Source organism: Bradyrhizobium sp. S3.2.6 (assembly GCF_040546885.1).
GTDB lineage: Bacteria > Pseudomonadota > Alphaproteobacteria > Rhizobiales > Xanthobacteraceae > Bradyrhizobium > Bradyrhizobium cytisi.
In genome coordinates this window covers 18261-35580 of sequence record NZ_JBEPOS010000009.1, presented here as the reverse complement: position 1 = coordinate 35580, position 17320 = coordinate 18261, and the positions used below count along the sequence as shown (strand labels likewise).

15 protein-coding genes are annotated in these 17320 nt (G+C 65.1%); 9 read left to right on the top strand and 6 right to left on the bottom strand.

Going from position 1 to position 17320, the window contains the following annotated elements; genetic code table 11:
* The first annotated feature begins 167 nt into the window (after positions 1–167).
* The 4 genes from ABID58_RS17860 to ABID58_RS17845 all read left to right on the top strand — a co-directional run bounded on the left by ABID58_RS17860 (position 168) and on the right by ABID58_RS17845 (position 6513).
* Positions 168–434 (top strand): DUF6894 family protein, encoded by a 267-nt coding sequence (locus ABID58_RS17860; RefSeq protein WP_148750006.1) that lies wholly within the window; start codon positions 168–170, stop codon positions 432–434.
* Positions 435–631: 197 nt separating this feature from the next.
* Positions 632–2374, top strand: a complete 1743-nt coding sequence (locus ABID58_RS17855; RefSeq protein WP_354033611.1) for a methyl-accepting chemotaxis protein — start codon at positions 632–634, stop codon at positions 2372–2374.
* 197 nt (positions 2375–2571) lie between these two features.
* A complete protein-coding gene (locus tag ABID58_RS17850) occupies positions 2572–4542 on the top strand; it encodes a methyl-accepting chemotaxis protein (RefSeq protein ID WP_354033609.1) in 1971 nt (656 codons plus the stop codon).
* Positions 4543–4824: 282 nt separating this feature from the next.
* Positions 4825–6513: a methyl-accepting chemotaxis protein gene (locus tag ABID58_RS17845; protein WP_187434706.1), complete on the top strand. Its 1689-nt coding sequence runs from the start codon at positions 4825–4827 to the stop codon at positions 6511–6513.
* A gap of 3 nt (positions 6514–6516) precedes the next feature.
* On the opposite strand, the gene ABID58_RS17840 is transcribed toward ABID58_RS17845, so the two are convergent.
* The 6 genes from ABID58_RS17840 to ygfZ all read right to left on the bottom strand — a co-directional run bounded on the left by ABID58_RS17840 (position 6517) and on the right by ygfZ (position 13088).
* Positions 6517–9201 (bottom strand): DUF2339 domain-containing protein, encoded by a 2685-nt coding sequence (locus tag ABID58_RS17840; RefSeq protein WP_354033607.1) that lies wholly within the window; start codon positions 9199–9201, stop codon positions 6517–6519.
* A gap of 49 nt (positions 9202–9250) precedes the next feature.
* The gene (locus ABID58_RS17835; RefSeq protein ID WP_354033606.1) at positions 9251–10213 is read right to left on the bottom strand and encodes an NUDIX hydrolase; all 963 of its coding nucleotides are present in this window, start codon (positions 10211–10213) and stop codon (positions 9251–9253) included.
* A 19-nt stretch (positions 10214–10232) separates the two neighbouring features.
* On the bottom strand, positions 10233–10739 hold the full coding sequence (locus ABID58_RS17830) for a tyrosine phosphatase family protein (RefSeq protein WP_148750000.1): 507 nt from the start codon (positions 10737–10739) through the stop codon (positions 10233–10235).
* 233 nt (positions 10740–10972) lie between these two features.
* A complete protein-coding gene (locus ABID58_RS17825; RefSeq protein WP_354033604.1) occupies positions 10973–11587 on the bottom strand; it encodes a YfbR-like 5'-deoxynucleotidase in 615 nt (204 codons plus the stop codon).
* Positions 11584–12210, bottom strand: a complete 627-nt coding sequence (locus tag ABID58_RS17820; protein WP_354033603.1) for a DNA-3-methyladenine glycosylase I — start codon at positions 12208–12210, stop codon at positions 11584–11586. The genes ABID58_RS17825 and ABID58_RS17820 overlap by 4 nt, the downstream gene beginning before the upstream one ends.
* Entirely contained in the window at positions 12207–13088 is an 882-nt protein-coding gene (ygfZ, locus tag ABID58_RS17815) for a CAF17-like 4Fe-4S cluster assembly/insertion protein YgfZ (RefSeq protein WP_354033601.1), read from the bottom strand. The genes ABID58_RS17820 and ygfZ overlap by 4 nt, the downstream gene beginning before the upstream one ends.
* Before the next feature lie 101 nt (positions 13089–13189).
* Here ygfZ and ABID58_RS17810 point away from each other — a divergent pair, with 101 nt between their 5' ends.
* The 5 genes from ABID58_RS17810 to ABID58_RS17790 all read left to right on the top strand — a co-directional run bounded on the left by ABID58_RS17810 (position 13190) and on the right by ABID58_RS17790 (position 17298).
* Positions 13190–14524 (top strand): dihydroorotase, encoded by a 1335-nt coding sequence (locus tag ABID58_RS17810; protein ID WP_354033599.1) that lies wholly within the window; start codon positions 13190–13192, stop codon positions 14522–14524.
* 163 nt (positions 14525–14687) lie between these two features.
* The gene (locus tag ABID58_RS17805) at positions 14688–15557 is read left to right on the top strand and encodes a sulfurtransferase (RefSeq protein WP_354033598.1); all 870 of its coding nucleotides are present in this window, start codon (positions 14688–14690) and stop codon (positions 15555–15557) included.
* A 97-nt stretch (positions 15558–15654) separates the two neighbouring features.
* A complete protein-coding gene (locus ABID58_RS17800; RefSeq protein ID WP_354033596.1) occupies positions 15655–16344 on the top strand; it encodes an RNA polymerase sigma factor in 690 nt (229 codons plus the stop codon).
* 89 nt (positions 16345–16433) lie between these two features.
* Positions 16434–16967 carry a DUF4142 domain-containing protein gene (locus ABID58_RS17795; protein WP_148752139.1) on the top strand — a complete coding sequence of 178 codons (534 nt, stop codon included), beginning with the start codon at positions 16434–16436 and terminating at the stop codon, positions 16965–16967.
* A 13-nt stretch (positions 16968–16980) separates the two neighbouring features.
* A complete protein-coding gene (locus ABID58_RS17790; protein WP_187434952.1) occupies positions 16981–17298 on the top strand; it encodes a cupredoxin domain-containing protein in 318 nt (105 codons plus the stop codon).
* Positions 17299–17320 lie beyond the last annotated feature (22 nt).

Genomic DNA, 17320 nt, shown 5'->3' with positions numbered 1-17320 from the left:
CCTCTAGCGCGAAACTGCGAGCGCAATTCACCCGCCTTTGACGAATGCATCGGATACGAAGCCGCCGCGCCGTAGTCATACGGCCCGCGGTTTTTATGCCTTGGTAGCGACTGGCGCCCCAGCCTGCGTGACGGCCGGGGCGCGGCCCTAACCAAGGGTTCAAAAAAATGTCGCTGTATTTCTTCCGCATCAGCACCGGACGTTATTCCGGCGCCGCCGATCAGCCGTACGAGTTCGAGGATTCCACCGCCGCCTGGACCGAGATGACCGAGGTCTGTGCCAATCTGCTCGGCAGCATCTCGCGAAATCTGAAGCCGAATGCAAAGTGGAGCATGGAGCTGCTCGACGAGAACAAGGAGCCGGTGTTCCGTATCAGCCTGGTCGGCGAGGCCTTGTGCCGCGCCGACACGCGCGCAAATGCGGGCGGACGTTAACGAACGCGGCCTCTGCGATTCCGCGAAATGGCAATTGCTTGCACGTGAAAGCTGTGCAGATTCGGTAACTTGAGCAGTATTTCCGTACTTCTACCCACGCGGCGAGCGCCCGCGCTTAACGTTAATGAGCAACCTGCCGGTTAGCCTTGGCTGTTTACACGCTTCGCTGCGGCAATGCGCACCCCGGGGATATTGCAATGATGTTCATTCAGAACCTGCGAATTGGCACCAAGCTCGCCGTCACCTCGGTGCTGACCATCGGCCTTGTGGCGCTGATGATCGTCCTCCAGATGAGCGGAGGTGCCGAGGTCCGGAAGCTCGGCAATGAAGCATCCGGACAGCAGACGATCGCGCAAAATGCCGCCGAGGCGAAGGCCTCGGTGCGCGGGATGCAGATTGGAATTCGCGACATCCTGACGTCGAGCTCGCCGGCCGAGATGCAGAAGGCCGTCACCTATTTCAACGATCGCCAGACGTCCGCCCTCAAATTCGCAGGCGAGATGGCCAAGCTCTCGCGCTCGCCCGAAAATCGCAACCGGATTGATCGCCTGACGATGCTGGTCGGCCGGTTCGGCCAAGGACAGCAGCAGATCGAATCGATCCGCAACCAGCAGCTCGCGATCGACGGGAAGAAGGACGGCGAAGCGGCGGCGCAATTCGCCAAGCTGACCGCCGACGTCGACCGCGTCCGTAGGGAAACGCTGGCGCCGATCAACGAAGAGATCTCCGTGCTGGCCGACCAGATCACCAATTTTGCCAAGCAGAGGGCCACCGAAACTCGCGCGGAAGCAGAAGCGGAAGCCGCGTCCGTCGCGCGGACGTCGTTCATCACGGGCGTGCTGGTCGCGCTGCTCCTGATCGCTGCGTGCATCTTCTCGGTCTTCAGCATCGCGCGTCCCATGCGGGCACTGACGGTTGCGATGGAAAAGCTCGCCGACGGCGACTTCTCTGTCGTGCTGCCGGGACTTGGCCGCAAGGACGAGGTCGGCGAGGTCGCCGGCGCCGTCGAGAAATTCAAGATCGTGTCCGAGCAGAAGGCGCGCGCGGAAGCGGAAGCCAAGATGCGGCAGGATCAGATCGCGACCGAGCAGCGCAAGCTGGAGATGCGCAGGCTCGCTGACAGCTTCGAAGGCGCCGTCGGCGAAATTGTCGGCACTGTATCGTCGGCTTCGACCGAGCTCGAAGCGTCCGCCACGACGCTGACCTCGACCGCGGAGCGCACGCAACAGCTCACCACCGTCGTTGCGGCGGCCTCGGAGGAAGCCTCCACTAATGTGCAGTCGGTCGCGTCGGCGACCGAGGAACTATCGTCCTCGATCACCGAGATCAGCCGTCAGGTGCAGGAATCCGCGCGCGTGGCGAGCGAGGCCGTAGGTCAGGCCCGCAACACGACCGAGCGCGTCGGCGAGTTGTCCAAGGCGGCAGCGCGGATCGGCGACGTGGTCGAGTTGATCAACACGATTGCGGGCCAGACCAATCTCCTGGCGCTCAACGCCACGATCGAGGCGGCGCGCGCCGGTGAAGCCGGACGCGGCTTTGCCGTGGTCGCCTCCGAGGTCAAGGCACTGGCCGAGCAGACGGCGAAAGCGACCGGCGAGATCGGGCAGCAGATCGCCGGCATCCAGGCCGCGACCGAGCAATCGGTTAGTGCCATCAAGGACATCAGCGACACCATCGAAAGACTGTCCGAGATTTCCTCGACCATTGCCGCGGCCGTCGAGGAGCAGGGCGCAGCCACGCAGGAGATTTCCCGCAACGTGGCGCAGGCGGCTCAGGGTACCCAGCAGGTGTCGTCCAATATCACCGAAGTACAGCGTGGGGCGAGCGAGACGGGCTCGGCGTCGTCACAGGTGCTATCGGCTGCGCAGATGCTGTCCGGCGACAGCACCCGTCTCAAGGTCGAGGTCAGCAAGTTCCTGGGCACCGTTCGCGCAGCCTGACGGCGCCATCTCAACAGACTCAAGCTAGCAACCGCCGCGCGCAATTGCGTGGCGTTTGCTCGCGCGCATGTTGCGGCGCTGCGACGAATGAGATGCAGGGTTAACCTTCCGGAAAAGCGACGCAGGCATGATACCCGCAATATTCCGGGCGTTGAGTCGCCCTTCTCTATTACGTCATAGCGCTTTGGAGCACATTCATGAGCGGCCTTTCCATCCGCCTGACCCATAAGGTGATGGCGATCGGACTCTTCGGCCTCGTCGGTCTCGTCGCCTTCGGTGCGATCTATGAAATCGGCAGCCTCTCCCAGGACGCCTCCCGCGAAATTGCCAACCGCGCCCGCGCGATCGCCGACCTCAACAAGCAGCTCTCGATCGAGATGCTGGAGGCTCGCCGCAACGAGAAGAATTTTCAGCAGCGCCGCAACGAGAGCTATGGCAAGTCGCATGCCGAGCTTATCGGCCCGATCAACCGCGATTTCGACGAGGTCGAACAGCTGATGTCGGCAGGCGGTATGGGCGCCCTGTCCGAGAAGACGAAGCAGGCCCAGGAGGGCTTCAAGCGCTACACTGCGGATTTCAACGCGCTGGTCGCTGCCGAAACCAGGCTCGGGTTGAACGAGACGCTCGGCCTGTCCGGTTCGCTACGCGCCGCGGTGCATGACATCGAGGCGAAGCTGAAGGAGATCGACGATCCCAGGACGACGAGCTGGATGCTGATGATGCGCCGGCACGAGAAGGACTTCATGTTGCGGCGGGACCCAAAATACATTGCCGAGGTGAAGAAGGCCGCCGCTGAATTCGCCAAGGCGATCGAGGTCGTCGCAGTCCCGACGACGGTGATGAACGACGTCACGGCCAAGCTCCAGAAATACCTGTCCGAGTTCGCGGCCTGGGCGGAGACCGCGCAGCAGAGTGCGGCCCTGGATGCCAGCATGATGCAGACGTTCCGCGAGCTCGAGCCCGGGATGCGGGAGGTGCGAGCCGCGGTCGAGCGTCTCGACAAGCAGGCCGACGCCGCCGAAGCGGCGACCCGCGACGCGGTGCGCATGTGGATGATGATCGCGTTCCTCGTCACCGTAGCGGTGCTCACCGTGGTCGGCTTCCTGCTCGGACGCTCGATCTCGAAGACATTGTCCGGCATGGTCGACGCGATGACGCGGCTTGCGCGCGGCGAACTCTCGGTTGCCGTACCCGGCGTCGGACGCCAGGACGAGATCGGCGAGATGGCCGGTGCGGTCGAGGTGTTCCGAACCAACATGACGGAAGCCGAGCGGCTGCGCGCCGAGCAGGCGGAAGCCGACACGCGACGGCGAGCGCAGCGCAAGGCGGACATGAAGCGGCTCGCCGATGATTTCGAAGGCGCAGTCGGCGAGATCATCGAGACCGTCTCATCGGCGGCAACCGAGCTCGAAGCCTCTTCCAATACGCTGACGCGCGCGGCAGAGCGCTCCAACGGGCTTGCCACCTCGGTAGCATCGGCCTCGGAGGAAGCGTCCGCGAATGTGCAGTCGGTGTCGTCAGCGAGCGAGGAGATGACGTCGTCGATCTCCGAGATCAGCCGTCAGGTGCAGGAATCGGCGCGCGTCGCCGACGTCGCTGTCGAGCAGGCGCAGCGCACCAATGCGCGGATCGGCGAGTTGACCAAGGCCGCGGGGCGCATTGGTGACGTGGTCGATCTGATCAACACTATTGCCGGCCAGACCAATCTGCTGGCTCTCAACGCCACGATCGAGGCGGCGCGCGCCGGTGAGGCGGGCCGGGGGTTTGCCGTGGTGGCGAGCGAGGTGAAGGCGCTGGCCGAGCAGACCGCGAAAGCAACCGGCGAAATCGGCCAGCACATCGGCGCGATCCAGACCGCGACGGAGGACTCCGTCAGCGCGATCAAGGAGATCGGCGACACCATCGCGCGGATGTCGGAAATCTCCTCGACCATTGCCGCCGCTGTCGAGGAGCAGGGCGCCGCCACGCAGGAGATCTCTCGCAATATCCAGCATGCCGCGCAGGGTACCTCGGACGTATCGGCCAATATCGGCGAAGTCCAGCGCGGCGCGGGCGAGACCGGGGCTGCGTCGGCCCAGGTCCATTCGGCGGCGCAATCGCTGTCGCAGGAGAGCAGCCGGCTGAAGAGCGAGGTCGCGCGCTTCCTGGATTCGGTGCGGGCGGCCTGACGGCGCAGGTCGTCACATCCCAATGCTGTATTGCACCGGTGCGGGGGTGTGGCGTGACGGGGTATCGGTGCGGCCGCAACAAAATGATTGCAGTCGGGCTAAGTGTCGGAAATCGGCAAATCAGTGGTTCCCCTAGGTTCTTGTTAACGCCTGTTTGCAACTATGAGCGCAATCCTACCGGATAAGAACCAGCCAGCATCGTTGGAATGACCACCGCCCCGTCCGCCGCGACGGTCGCGGCGCGGGCGACTTGTGCGTTTACGTATCATCGGGATTGTCGTGATGTCGAAGTTGTCGATCGTCTTCAAGCTTCTGACCGTGTTGTCGGTCCTCGTGCTCTCGCTCGCCGGCGTCGGCGTCGTGGCGATCGGCACCATGCAGAACATCAATTCCCACACCGTCGAGATCGCGCAAAGCTGGCTGCCGAGCGTCCGTGCGCTGGGCTCGATCCGCGCTGATGTCAATGAGCTGCGCGTCGCGCTCCGTCTGCACCTGATGCAGGACACCGCCGAGGGCAAGGAAGCGGCCGAAAAGCGCCTCGCCTCGCTGCGCGAACGCATCGAGCAGACCCGCAAGACCTACGAGGCGCTCATCACGACCGCCGAGGAGCGCTCCATCTACGGACAATGGACGACGGCTTGGGGCGAGTATCTGAACGGTGTGCAGGACGTGATGGCGCTATCGCGCAAGAGCCCCGGCAAGTTCCCGGCCGACGCCAACGAGCTGCTGCAGACCAAGGTCGCGAAGATGGCCCAGGCCGCCGATCCGTTGTTGACGAAGGACATCGAGCTCAACAACCGCGGCGCCGAATTGGAGACCAAGCAGGCGGCCGACAGCTACGCCACGATCTTCCGCGTGCTGGTCGGCATCATCATCGCTTCCGTCGCGATCGCGATCGGCGCGGCCTATTATCTCGTCCGCGACGTTTCGCGCGGCATTGCCTCGATCATCAAGCCGATGCAGTCGCTCGGCGAGGGCGACCTCTCGGCCGAGGTGCCGCACCGTGGCGACAAGACCGAGATCGGTTCGATGGCGGATGCGCTCCAGATCTTCAAGGAAGCGCTGATCGCCAAGAGGGCCGCCGACGAGGCGGCCGCGCGCGATGCCGAGGCCAAGATCGAACGCGGACGCCGCGTCGATGCCATCACCCGCAAGTTCGAGGCCATGATCGGCGAAGTCGTCGGTACCGTCTCTTCGGCCTCGACCGAGCTCGAGGCGTCCGCAACGACGTTGACCAATACCGCGCAGCGCGGTCAGGAGCTCGCGACGGCGGTCGCCGCGGCGTCCGAGGAAGCATCGACCAACGTGCAGTCGGTTGCGTCAGCCTCGGAAGAGCTGTCGTCCTCCGTCACCGAGATCAGCCGTCGCGTGCAGGATTCGGCGCGCATGGCCGCGGAAGCGGTCGACCAGGCGGCGCGCACCAATGCGCGCGTCAACGAGCTGTCGCAGGCGGCTTCCCGCATCGGTGACGTCGTCGAGCTCATCAACACCATCGCGGGCCAGACCAATCTGCTGGCGCTGAACGCCACCATCGAAGCGGCGCGCGCAGGCGAAGCCGGCCGCGGCTTCGCCGTCGTCGCCTCCGAGGTCAAGGCGCTGGCGGAGCAGACCGCGAAGGCGACCGGCGAAATCGGGGCGCAGGTCGCAGGCATCCAGGCGGCGACGCAGGAATCGGTCAGCGCGATCCAGGAGATCGGCGGTACCATCGAGCGGTTGTCGGAAGTATCCTCCGCGATCGCCGCCGCGGTCGAGGAGCAGGGCGCGGCCACGCAGGAGATCTCGCGCAACGTGCAGCAGGCCTCGCTCGGCACGCAGGAAGTCTCGATGAACATCACCGACGTGCAGCGCGGTGCGATCGAGACCGGCTCGGCCTCGACGCAGGTGCTGTCGGCGGCGAAATCGCTCGCGACCGACAGTACGCGCCTCAAGGTCGAGGTCGCGCAGTTCCTTGAATCGGTCCGCGCGGCCTGATCCTCAACTGCCTGTTTGTTGAACCGGCGGAGCCTGCCGCCGGAACAGGATGCGCTGGTACAGCCAGCCGATCGCGACCAGCACGATGCCGAGACACATGAACGACAGCGCGCGGTAGACGCCGGTCAGCGTCGACATGTCGATCACGAAGGCCTTCAGGATCGTCAGCGCGATGACGGCGGCCGACGCCAGCCGCGCCCGCTCGGAGTTCACTGTTAGGCCGATGCCGAGCAGCACGACGCCGAAGGCGAGCCAGCCGATCGAATAGCTGTATTGCTCCGCCCCCGTGGTCTCGCCGCTGGTGAGCAACGGGCCGTGATAGAAGCGGCGGATCTCCAGCGTCAGGTACGACAGCGCAAACACAAGGGCGGCACCCGCGATGGTGTTCGCATAGACTTTGCCGCGCGCACCGGCGACCGCATAGGCGAGCAGTAGCATCAGCACCGCCGGCAGCGCGTAGCAAAGCAGCAGCAGGTTGAACACGGCGCCGCCGACATCGATGCGCCACAGCAGCGGGTTCTCCAGGAACAGCAAGCCGAACACGCTGATGAAGCCGGCGATTGCCGTGAGCACGACCGCGCCGACGTTGTGCACGATGCTGTGGCTGCGCAGCCGCAATCGCTCCAGCCCGATCGCCATGGCCAATGACACGCAGACCTGGAGGCCTGCTTCGAGCAGTGACGGCGCTGCGATCATGTCGCCGCTGGTTGCGAGATGGCGAACCTCCATGAAGGCGAGCAGCGCGGTGAACAGGATCGCGGCCGCCTCCACCATGCGCAGCGGCGCGTCGTCACCGCGTCGTCGCAGGAAGATGCTCGCAGCCCAGAACGAGGCGGCCGGCAGGCCATAGCCCCACAGCAGCCAGTTGAAGATCGGCGTGGTGCCGACGGCATCGCCGACGATGCGGGGGTCGTAAAGGATGCGCGCGGTGACGATGCTGGCGAAGATGGCGGCGAGCCAGCGCAGGAACGGGATCGGTCGCTGCATCGCAATCCAGGCGGTGCCGAGCGACATCAGCGCCAGCGCGATGGTGAGCCAGCCCTTCTCCAGCGCGAAGGTCAGCGCCAGCGCCAGTGCGCCGAGCGTGCCGGTCGCAAACAGCGCAGTGGAGATCGCAACGCCCGGCCGGGTCTCGCGGCGCGTGAGCGTTTCGGTCGCCGCCGCGAAGGCAGCAGCGAGCAGCACCGCGAGGATCGCAAACGGGATCGAGCGGTCGAGATGGGCGATGCGGGCATAGAGCGCGACCAGGATCGCGATCGGCGTGGCGACACCCGCCGCCGACCACACTACGGGAATGATCGCTGAGCTCGAGCGCCCCTGCGCGAAGAAGCCCGCGATGCCGAAGCCGGCGGCGAAGATCGCGGCCATCACGAGGTGCAGCGTCACTGCGCTGTCGGTGGCGGTCGGCGTGATGCCGGGCATGGGGCCGCCCGGCAGCACCAACATGTCGGGATTGGCGCGCACGGCCCATTCGGCGAACACGATGAACACGGTCGCAGCGGCTGCACCCAGCGCGCCGACGGCAGCCTCTGCCCGCCAGGCGACGAAGAACGTCGCCGCAACGAGCAACGTGAAGGCGATCAGCGCGAGATCGGCATGCGCGCTCGACAGCACGATCAGCATCGCGCCGAACAGATAGGCGCCGAGAGCGCTCGACGAGACCGGCTCGATCTGCCCGTCCTCGATGGTAGGGCCGAATATGAAGCCGCAGACGACGAGCAGCGCGGCGAGCACGAAGCCGGCGATCACATGGAACGCATGCGGCGCGACCTGCAAATCGCTCGCTTCGAGTCCCGGGAATATCCAGAGCACGGCGAAGACAATGGTGGTGACCGCGAGCCAGCGCCACAGCCTGATACGAGCGAGGCCAAAGCTCGCGGCGGTGACGATGGCCAGATAGATGTAGAGCTCCCAATAGTCCGGCTTGCCGCTAGAGACGAGCACCGGCGTCGCGAAGGCGCCGACCACGCCGAGGCCCGCGAGCGCCGGCCCGTGCAGCAGGGCTGCCGCGAGCGTGCCGAGCGCGACGAGGCCGAGCAGCACGAAGGCCGTGGCGGGCACCAGGAAGTCATAGAGCGCGTAGGCCGCATACACCGTTGCGAACGCGACCGCGGTTCCGGCCGCGGTGAGGATCGCGGGGATGTTGGCGATCGGCAACGCCGCGATCGTCGAGATGCTCTCCCTGCGCCGCGTCCATTCGCCGGCGCCCAGCAAAGCGAGCGCGAACAGGCCGCCGAGGAACACGCGCACGCCGGGGCCGACCAGGCCGGCCTCGATCGAATAGCGCACCATGAAGAAGCCGCCGAGTGCGAGCGCAAGTCCGCCGATCCACACTACCCAGCGGGTGCCGAGCCGTTCTTCGAAGCCCGGTTCTGCGGCGGGCACGGGAGGCGCGATATTGTCGGTGCTCGCCTCGAACGGAGGCGGCGTAACTTGTTCGGTGACCGGCGGCGCCAGCTCGGTTTCGGGCGCGAGCGGCGGTGGCTCCGCGGCAATTGTCGCGGGCGCTTCGGGCGCCGGCGTGGGCATCAGCGGTGGCGGCTGCACCTGCCGTTGCGCGTACAGCATTGCCTCGAGCGAGTTCATCCGCCGGCGCAGTTCAGTCGCCTGGCTGGTGGCCTTGATCGCGATCAGGAAGGCGACGATCGCAATGAGAATCGCAAAGTCGTCGAACGGGGCGTCGAACATTAAGGCCTCCAGGCAATCGGCGGGCGGGGGCCGATCGCAAATCTTGGATCTAGCGCCGGGAGCGCACGCGCAAGCCGGGCGCCGGCCGCTCCTGGAGCACGTCGCGGCGGAAGCGATAGAGCGCCGCCGGTCTCCCGCCGGTCTGTGTCGACATCACGCCGGTCGGTTCGACCAGGGCTTCGGTTTCGACCAGACGGCGGAAATTCTGCTTGTGCAGGTGCCGGCCGGAGATCGCCTCCACCGTATACTGCAACTCAGTGAGTGTGAACTCGGCGGGCAAAAGTTCAAATACCACAGGACGATACTTCAACTTCGCGCGCAGCCGCGCGATTCCCGTGGCGAGGATTCTGCGGTGGTCGAACCGCATGGAGGTGCCGAGCGCGGGGAGCGTCCTGCGCGCCAATGCCGCCGGCCGGCCGTCGCGCCGCGCCTCCTCGACCAAGCCTGCCTCGTACAGGAGTTCATAGCGATCGAGCACGCGCTCCTCGTCCCAAGAAGCACCCTCGAGGCCGAAATAGAAGCGTACGCGATGTTTTCGCGGCAGCGCGCGTGTGGTTTCCGGCGTTTCTTCCTCGGCCCATGCGGTCAGCGCCGGGATGATGTCGCGGGCAATGATCGCAGGCGGCGCCTCGCGCCAGTCTTCCCAGGGGAAGAAACGATACCAGGGCTCGAAGCTCGCCGCGTTCGCAGTGCCTTCGGCGGCGCGCGTCAGCGCGAGATAGCCGATCGACACCATATGCGCGCCGGTGTCGCCTGTCTCCGCATGGCGGCCGCGATCTCCAAAAGTGTAGAGCTGCTCGACATAGCCCAGCCGCAAGCCCGCCTGTTCCTCGACCCAGGCGCGCAGGCCGATCTCGAAGGTGCGATGGCTCGGCGCATCGAACGGACCGAACGGCAGTCCGGTCAAGCCGTCGCCGCCGCGCGCGGTCAGCACCAGCGGCTCATGCTCCTCGATCGCGACGATCGCGGCGGTCAGGCCGATCTCGATCGGCGTCAGCAGCTTGTCGCTCATTCGGTGACGATCGCTGATGTCATTCGAGCTCGATCACGAAGGGGTGGCCCTCGACCATCATGGCGCCCGGGCCCATCTCGTCGAGCGCGCGCAACATGCGGCCGTTGCGCCCCAGCGCGCGGTCAGCCAGGCTGACGATGCGCCGGTTCGGCGAGGCGATCGGGGAGGCCGCGCGGATTTTCTTGGCGATCTCGATCTCGTCGCGATTCGGATTGAGCGCGCACGCCGTGGCGAACGCGCTTGCGGTGGAGCGGCTGATGCCGGCATAGCAATGCACCACCAGCGGTGCGCTGCGGTCCCAGCCGCGAACGAAATTCAGCACCTGCTCGACATGCGTCTCCGAGGGCGCGACGAAACCGTCCATCTCCTCGGTGATGTCGTCCATCGACACCTTGAGATGGTTGGCAGGGAGCACCGACACCGGCCGCGCCACCTGCTCGACATTCGCCATCACCGTCAGCACATGGCTGGCCCCGGTGCGGCGGACGGTTTCGGGAAGTGCGGCGAGCGAACAGACGTGGATCATGGGGGGACCTTTTTCTTGATTATAGCCGCGACCGTAGAGTGGGCAAAGCCTCACCGTCGTCCCGGACAAACGCAGCGAAGCGGAGTGCAGTCCGGGACCCATAACCACAGGATCGGGTTTTGCGAAGACTCGTGGTTGTCAGTTTCGCACCGCAACTTCTCCCTTGGGTTATGGATCCCGGCCTTCGCCGGGACGACGACGGAATTAGTAGCGCCATCGACCCATGACAGCACCTACGCAAACACGGCGCCAAACCGCTCCAGAAACTGCTTCTCGGCCCGCGCCGCCGTCCAGGGCGTCAGATAGTCGCGTCGGACGTTGTCGGAGAGGCCCGGATCCCTCCCGAACAGGCGCTTCGCCTCGCTCTCGCTGAAGCCGGCGAGCTCGGTCGCCTCCAGATAGGCCGCGCCGCGATCGGCGGCCTTGATCGCCAGCGTGATCTCGTCCGCGAGAACGGGCGGCAGGCCGAAGCGGACGTGGATGGCGCCGAGCAGGCGCTTCTCCACGGCCTTGTAATGGCCGTCGAGCACCGCCTTGAACGGCGAGATCATGTCGCCGATCACGTACTCGGGCGCGTCGTGCAGCAGCGCGGCGAGGCGCATGCGCTGATCGACGCGCGGCATCTCGTGCCGCAGCACGGTCTCCACCAGCAGTGTGTGCTGCGCCACCGAGAAGATATGTGCGCCAATGGTCTGCCCGTTCCAGCGGGCGACGCGCGCGAGCCCATGCGCGATGTCGCCGATCTCGACATCGAGCGGAGAGGGATCGAGCAGATCGAGCCGCCGGCCCGACAGCATGCGCTGCCAGGCGCGGGAAGCCACGTCGCGTGAAGTCTTCCCGGCCGTCATTTGGCCTTGAGGCGCGGCTTGCGCTGCATCTTGCTGCAGGTCGCGTGGCAGTGGCAGTCGACGAGATGGTCGTTGACCATGCCTGTCGCCTCCATGAAGGCATAGACGATGGTCGGCCCGACGAACTTGAAGCCGCGCGAGGACAGCTCCTTGGAGACCTGCACCGACAAAGGTGTCGAGGCCGGCACGCTTGCCGTGGTCTTGAAATTGTTGACCTTGGGCCGGCCGTCCATGAAATTCCACAACAGCTTCGAAAAGCCGGGACCCTTCTCCATGATGTCGAGATAGGATTTTGCGCTGAGGATCGCGCCGTCGATCTTGGCGCGGTTGCGCACGATGCCGACGTCGTTCATCAACGCGTGCACCTTCTTGTCGTTGTAGCGCGCGATCTTCTCCGGCTTGAAATCGTCGAACGCTTTGCGGAAATTGTCGCGCTTGCGCAAAATCGTGATCCAGGAGAGGCCGGCCTGAAAGCCGTCGAGGATCAGCTTTTCATAGAGCGCGCGGTCGTCATACTCGGGCACGCCCCATTCGATGTCGTGATAGGCGACATAGAGCGGATCTTCGCCGGGCCATGGGCAGCGGGTCTTTCCGTCGGGATGCAGGCGGGGAGCACGGCTCATGCGGTGGGCTGCTTTGCAGGAATGCGGACGACATCAGGTTCTGCCAGCTTCAACGCGAGGCCGCCAGCGGTCAGCGGCTGCCCGGCGTCGAGCGCGTCCGCAACGCGGTCGATGCGCACCAGCGCAATGCCCTTGCCTTGCGCCGACGAGCCCATGGTGCCGACGGACTTGTCGCCGGCCATGACACTGACACCAGCCTCGGGCGAGGAGCCCTCGAGCAGTACCTTCACGCTGCGGGTGCGCGCGGTGCCGCGATGCTGCATGCGCGAGACGACCTCCTGGCCGACATAGCAGCCCTTGTCGAAATCGACACCGGCGAGGCGGTCCATATTGGTCTCGTGCGGGAACGCATCGCTGTACATGAAATCGAGCCCGCCGCGCGGCACGCCGAGTGCGATGCGATGCGCCTCGTAGTCGGCGGCATCGACCAGCTCGGCGCCGATCAGGTCTGAGAGTTTCTGCTTGAGATCCTCGGGGATCAGGATGCGAGTGCCGAGATGCTCGTTGCGTGGATCGGCAAAGGCGAGATCAGGCTGAGCCGCCAGCTGGCCGTCCCAGGCCGCGAGCACGCCGAGATCGTCGGAGAGGATGTCCACCGTCACCTTGGCGCGCAGCTTGTAGAATTTCAGCTTGGTGGCGAGGCCGTCGGCCAGCGCCTTCGGGCAGTCGATCAGGAACCCGCCGCCATGGCCGGCGGGGACTTCCGTGATCAGGAAGTCCACGATGATCTTGCCCTGCGGCGTCAGCAGCGCGCCGAATCGCCCCAGGCCCGGCTTGAGCTTGTCGATATCGGTCGTGATGAGGCCGTTGAGGAAGTTGCGCGCATCCTCGCCCGCGACCTTGATCACGCCCCGGTCCGGAAGAAACGCTGATTTCATGCGAAAATCTCTTGCGACATGGTCCTCCGGAACGTAAGCCCGCAAGGCATAAACGACAAGACCTCGAGCCCTGCGCTTGGGGATGAGAGAGGTCTCCAGCCATGACCCAGCGTTTCGATGTGATCCTCAAGGGCGGCACCGTCGTCAACCAGGACGGCGAGGCTGTTCGCGATATCGGCATCGCAGGCGGTCGCATCGCCGAGCTTGGCCCGCTGTCGCAAGGCTCCGCCGCCGAGGTGATCGACTGCAAGGGCCTGCACATCCTGCCCGGCGTGATGGACACGCAGGTGCATTTCCGCGAGCCCGGGCTGGAGCAGAAGGAAGACCTCGAGACCGGCTCGCGCAGCGCCGTGATGGGCGGCGTCACCGCCGTGTTCGAGATGCCGAACACCTCGCCGCTCACTGTGACGGAGGCGGCTTTCAGCGACAAGGTGAAGCGCGCCCATCACCGCATGCATTGCGATTTCGCCTTCTTCATCGGCGGCACCCGCGAGAACGTGCAGGATCTGCCTGTGCTCGAGCGCGCGCCCGGCTGTGCCGGCGTGAAAGTGTTCATCGGCTCCTCGACCGGCGCGCTGCTGGTGGAGGACGACGAGAGCCTGCGCCGCATCTTTCAGGTGATCCGCCGCCGCGCGGCGTTCCATGCCGAGGACGAGTATCGCCTCAACGATCGCAAGGCGCTCCGCATCGAGGGCGATCCGCGTTCGCATCCGGTCTGGCGCGACGAGACCGCGGCGCTGATGGCGACGCAGCGCCTCGTCAAGCTCGCGCACGAGACCGGCAAACGCATCCACGTGCTGCACATCTCGACCAAGGAAGAGATCGAATATTTGCGCGACCACAAGGATGTCGCCTCCTGCGAGGCGACGCCGCATCATCTCACGCTGGTTGCACCCGAATGCTACGAGCGGCTCGGCACGCTGGCGCAGATGAACCCGCCGGTGCGCGGCGCCGATCACCGCGCCGGCATCTGGCGCGGCATCGAGCAGGGCATCATCGACGTGCTCGGCTCCGACCACGCCCCGCATACGCTGGAGGAGAAGCAGAAGACCTATCCGGCGTCGCCCTCCGGCATGACCGGCGTGCAGACGCTGGTGCCGCTGATGCTCGACCATGTCAACGCCGGCCGGCTGTCGCTCGCAAGGTTCGTCGATCTCACCAGCGCCGGTCCCGCGCGCCTCTACAACATGGCCTGCAAGGGCCGCATCGCCGCCGGTTACGATGCCGACTTCACGATTGTCGATCTAAAGCGCAACGAGACCATCACCAACAAATGGGTGGCATCCAAGGCCGGCTGGACACCCTATGATGGCGTCCGCGTCACGGGTTGGCCCGTCGGCACCTTCATCCGCGGCCGCCGCGTGATGTGGCAGGGCGAGCTGGTGACGGCCTCGCAGGGCGAGCCGGTGCGATTCCTGGAGACGCTGAAGCAGTAGGGGCTTCTCGCTCCGCTGTCATGCCACGGCTTGACCGGGGCATCCAGTACGCCGCGGAGAGAGTTGGCTGATACGACTGCAGCCTCTGGAATACTGGATTGCCCGCTTTCGCGGGCAATGACAGTGTGCCTCGAAGCGCAAGCTCAAATTGGGAGAGCACACAATGTCCCAGCCAAACGCCCTCATCACCACCGAGCAGCTCGCCGTCATTCTCAGCGATCCGAACCTCCGCCTCTACGACTGCACGACCTACAACGAACCTGTCCCACCCGGCAGCGACGTGCCGTATCGCGCCGTCGCCGGTGACAAGACGTTCGCGGCCGGCCACATCCCGGGCGCCGATTTCCTCGACCTGCAGGGCGAGTTCTCAGACACCTCCGCGCAACAATTCTTCATGATGCCTGGCGTGGCCCAGCTCGAAGCTGCGTTCGGTCGCCACGGCGCAGATGCAAGCAAGACCATCGTGCTCTACAGCATCGGCACCGTGATGTGGTCGACGCGGTTCTGGTGGATGCTGCGCTCGCTCGGCGTCGACGCACAGGTGCTCGACGGCGGCTTCGACAAATGGAAGCAAGAGGGGCGGCCTGTCGTGACAGGCGCACCGAAGGGCTATCCGGCGACGATCTTCAAGGCCGCGCCGCGCGCCGGATTCTTCGTCGACAAGACGACCGTGAAGGCGCGTATCGGCGATCCCTCGGCCGTCACCGTCAACGCACTCGGGCCGCAGTTTCATAAAGGTCTTGAGCCGAGCCGCTACGGCCGGCCCGGCCGCGTGCCGGGCAGCGTCAACGTGTCGGCTGCAACGCTCGTGAATGCTGACAAGACCCTGACGACGCTCGCTGATGCCGAGGCGAAATTCGCCGCCCAGGGCGTCACGCGCGACAAGAACGTGATCCTGTATTGCGGCGGCGGCATCTCGGCGACGATCGACCTGTTTCTGCTGACGCAGCTCGGCTACAACAAGCTGACGCTCTACGATGCCTCCATGGGCGAGTGGGCGAGGGACCCGGCGCTGCCGATCGAGACGGATTAGGCGGCGAATCTTGCCCTCCAGGGTAAGAAAATTGGGAACCTTCCCTGCCAGCCTGCATCCAATGTCTGGAACTAACGGAAACGAGCAGGTGACCGCCATGCAACGGACTGCAGCCGGCCTGTCCGCCGGCGCCAGATCATCGGAAGCCGAGCTGATCGACCGCGCGCGGGGCCGTGACGAGGCCGCGCTCCGCGAGATCATGCAGGCCAACAACCGCAGGCTTTACCGGCTCGCGCGCGGCATCCTGCGCAACGACAGCGAAGCCGAGGACGTGGTGCAGGAAACCTATGTCCGCGCCTTCACCCATCTCGACGGCTTCAGGGGCGAGTCCGGATTGTCGACCTGGCTGTCCCGCATCGCCATCAACGAGGCGCTTGGCCGGGCGCGCAGCGCCAGGCCGCATGTCGAGCTCGGTTCGGTGCCCGAAGCCGCGCTCGAGGCGCAGATCATCAAATTTCCCGTTTCTCCCGCAGGCGATCCGGAAAGGACCATGGCCCAACGTGAAATCCAGCGCGTCGTCGAACGCGCCATCGACGAGTTGCCGGACGTCTTCCGCATGGTGTTCGTCGCACGCGTCATGGAGGGCATGAACATCGAGGAGACCGCCGATCTGCTCGGCGTCAAACCCGAGACGGTGAAGACGCGATTGCACCGCGCCCGCACCATGCTGCGCGAAAATGTCGAGAAGGAGATCGGCCCGGTGATGATGGACGCTTTCCCGTTTGCCGGCTGGCGTTGCGAGCGCCTGACCGTGTCGGTGCTGAAGCGTCTCGGGATCGGCGGCTGAATTTTTTCGGGAACGTTTGCGCGAAACTCCCATCCAATTCCTGTGAAGCAACGCCGGAAAAACGTCCGGCAGCACAGGAGTGTCAAACCATGTTCGTTCGTTGGAGCGCGGCGATCGCCGCAGCCATTCTGTTGTCCAGCCCCGTGCTGCTGCAAGGCGCGAGCGCTGCCGACAAGCTCACCGATCCGCAGATCGCCCACATCGCCTACACCGCCGGCGTGATCGACATCAACGCTGCCAAGCAGGCGGAGAAAAAAGCCAGGAACAAGGACGTCAAGGCGTTTGCCGAGGACATGCTGCGCGACCACGAGGCGGTCAACAAGCAGGCGCTCGCGCTGGTCAAGAAGCTGAACGTCACGCCGGAGGATAACGACACTAGCAAGGCGCTGTCGAAGCAGGCGAGCGACAAGCTGGCCGAGCTCGACAAGCTCGACGGCGCTGCGTTCGACAAGGCCTATGTCGCGAACGAGGTCGCCTATCACAAGACGGTCAACGGCGCGCTGGAGACCCAGCTCATTCCGTCCGCGAGCAATGCCGAGCTGAAGAGCCTGCTCCAGACCGGCCTGAAGATCTTTCAGGGCCATCAGCAGCATGCCGAGCACGTCGCGGCCGAGCTGAAATAGGGAGCTTGCGTTGATGTCGGGACGGCTGTCTTCGATCGCTGTGGCGCTTGTCTTCGCGGCGATGGTCGTTCCGGCGCGCGCCGCGACGATAGAGATCACGATGGAGAATCTCGTGATCTCACCGGCTAAGGTGTCAGCGAAGGTTGGCGACACCATCGCATGGATCAACAAGGACGTCTTCGCCCACACCGCCACCGCGAAGAACGGTGATTTCGACGTCACGCTGCCGCCGGGGAAGTCGGCGACGTCAGTTCTGAAGAAGGCAGGAACCGTCGATTATTACTGCCGCTACCATCCCAACATGAGAGCGACGCTCAAGATCGAGCCGTAAGGGAGGGCGCGCTTGTGTGGCA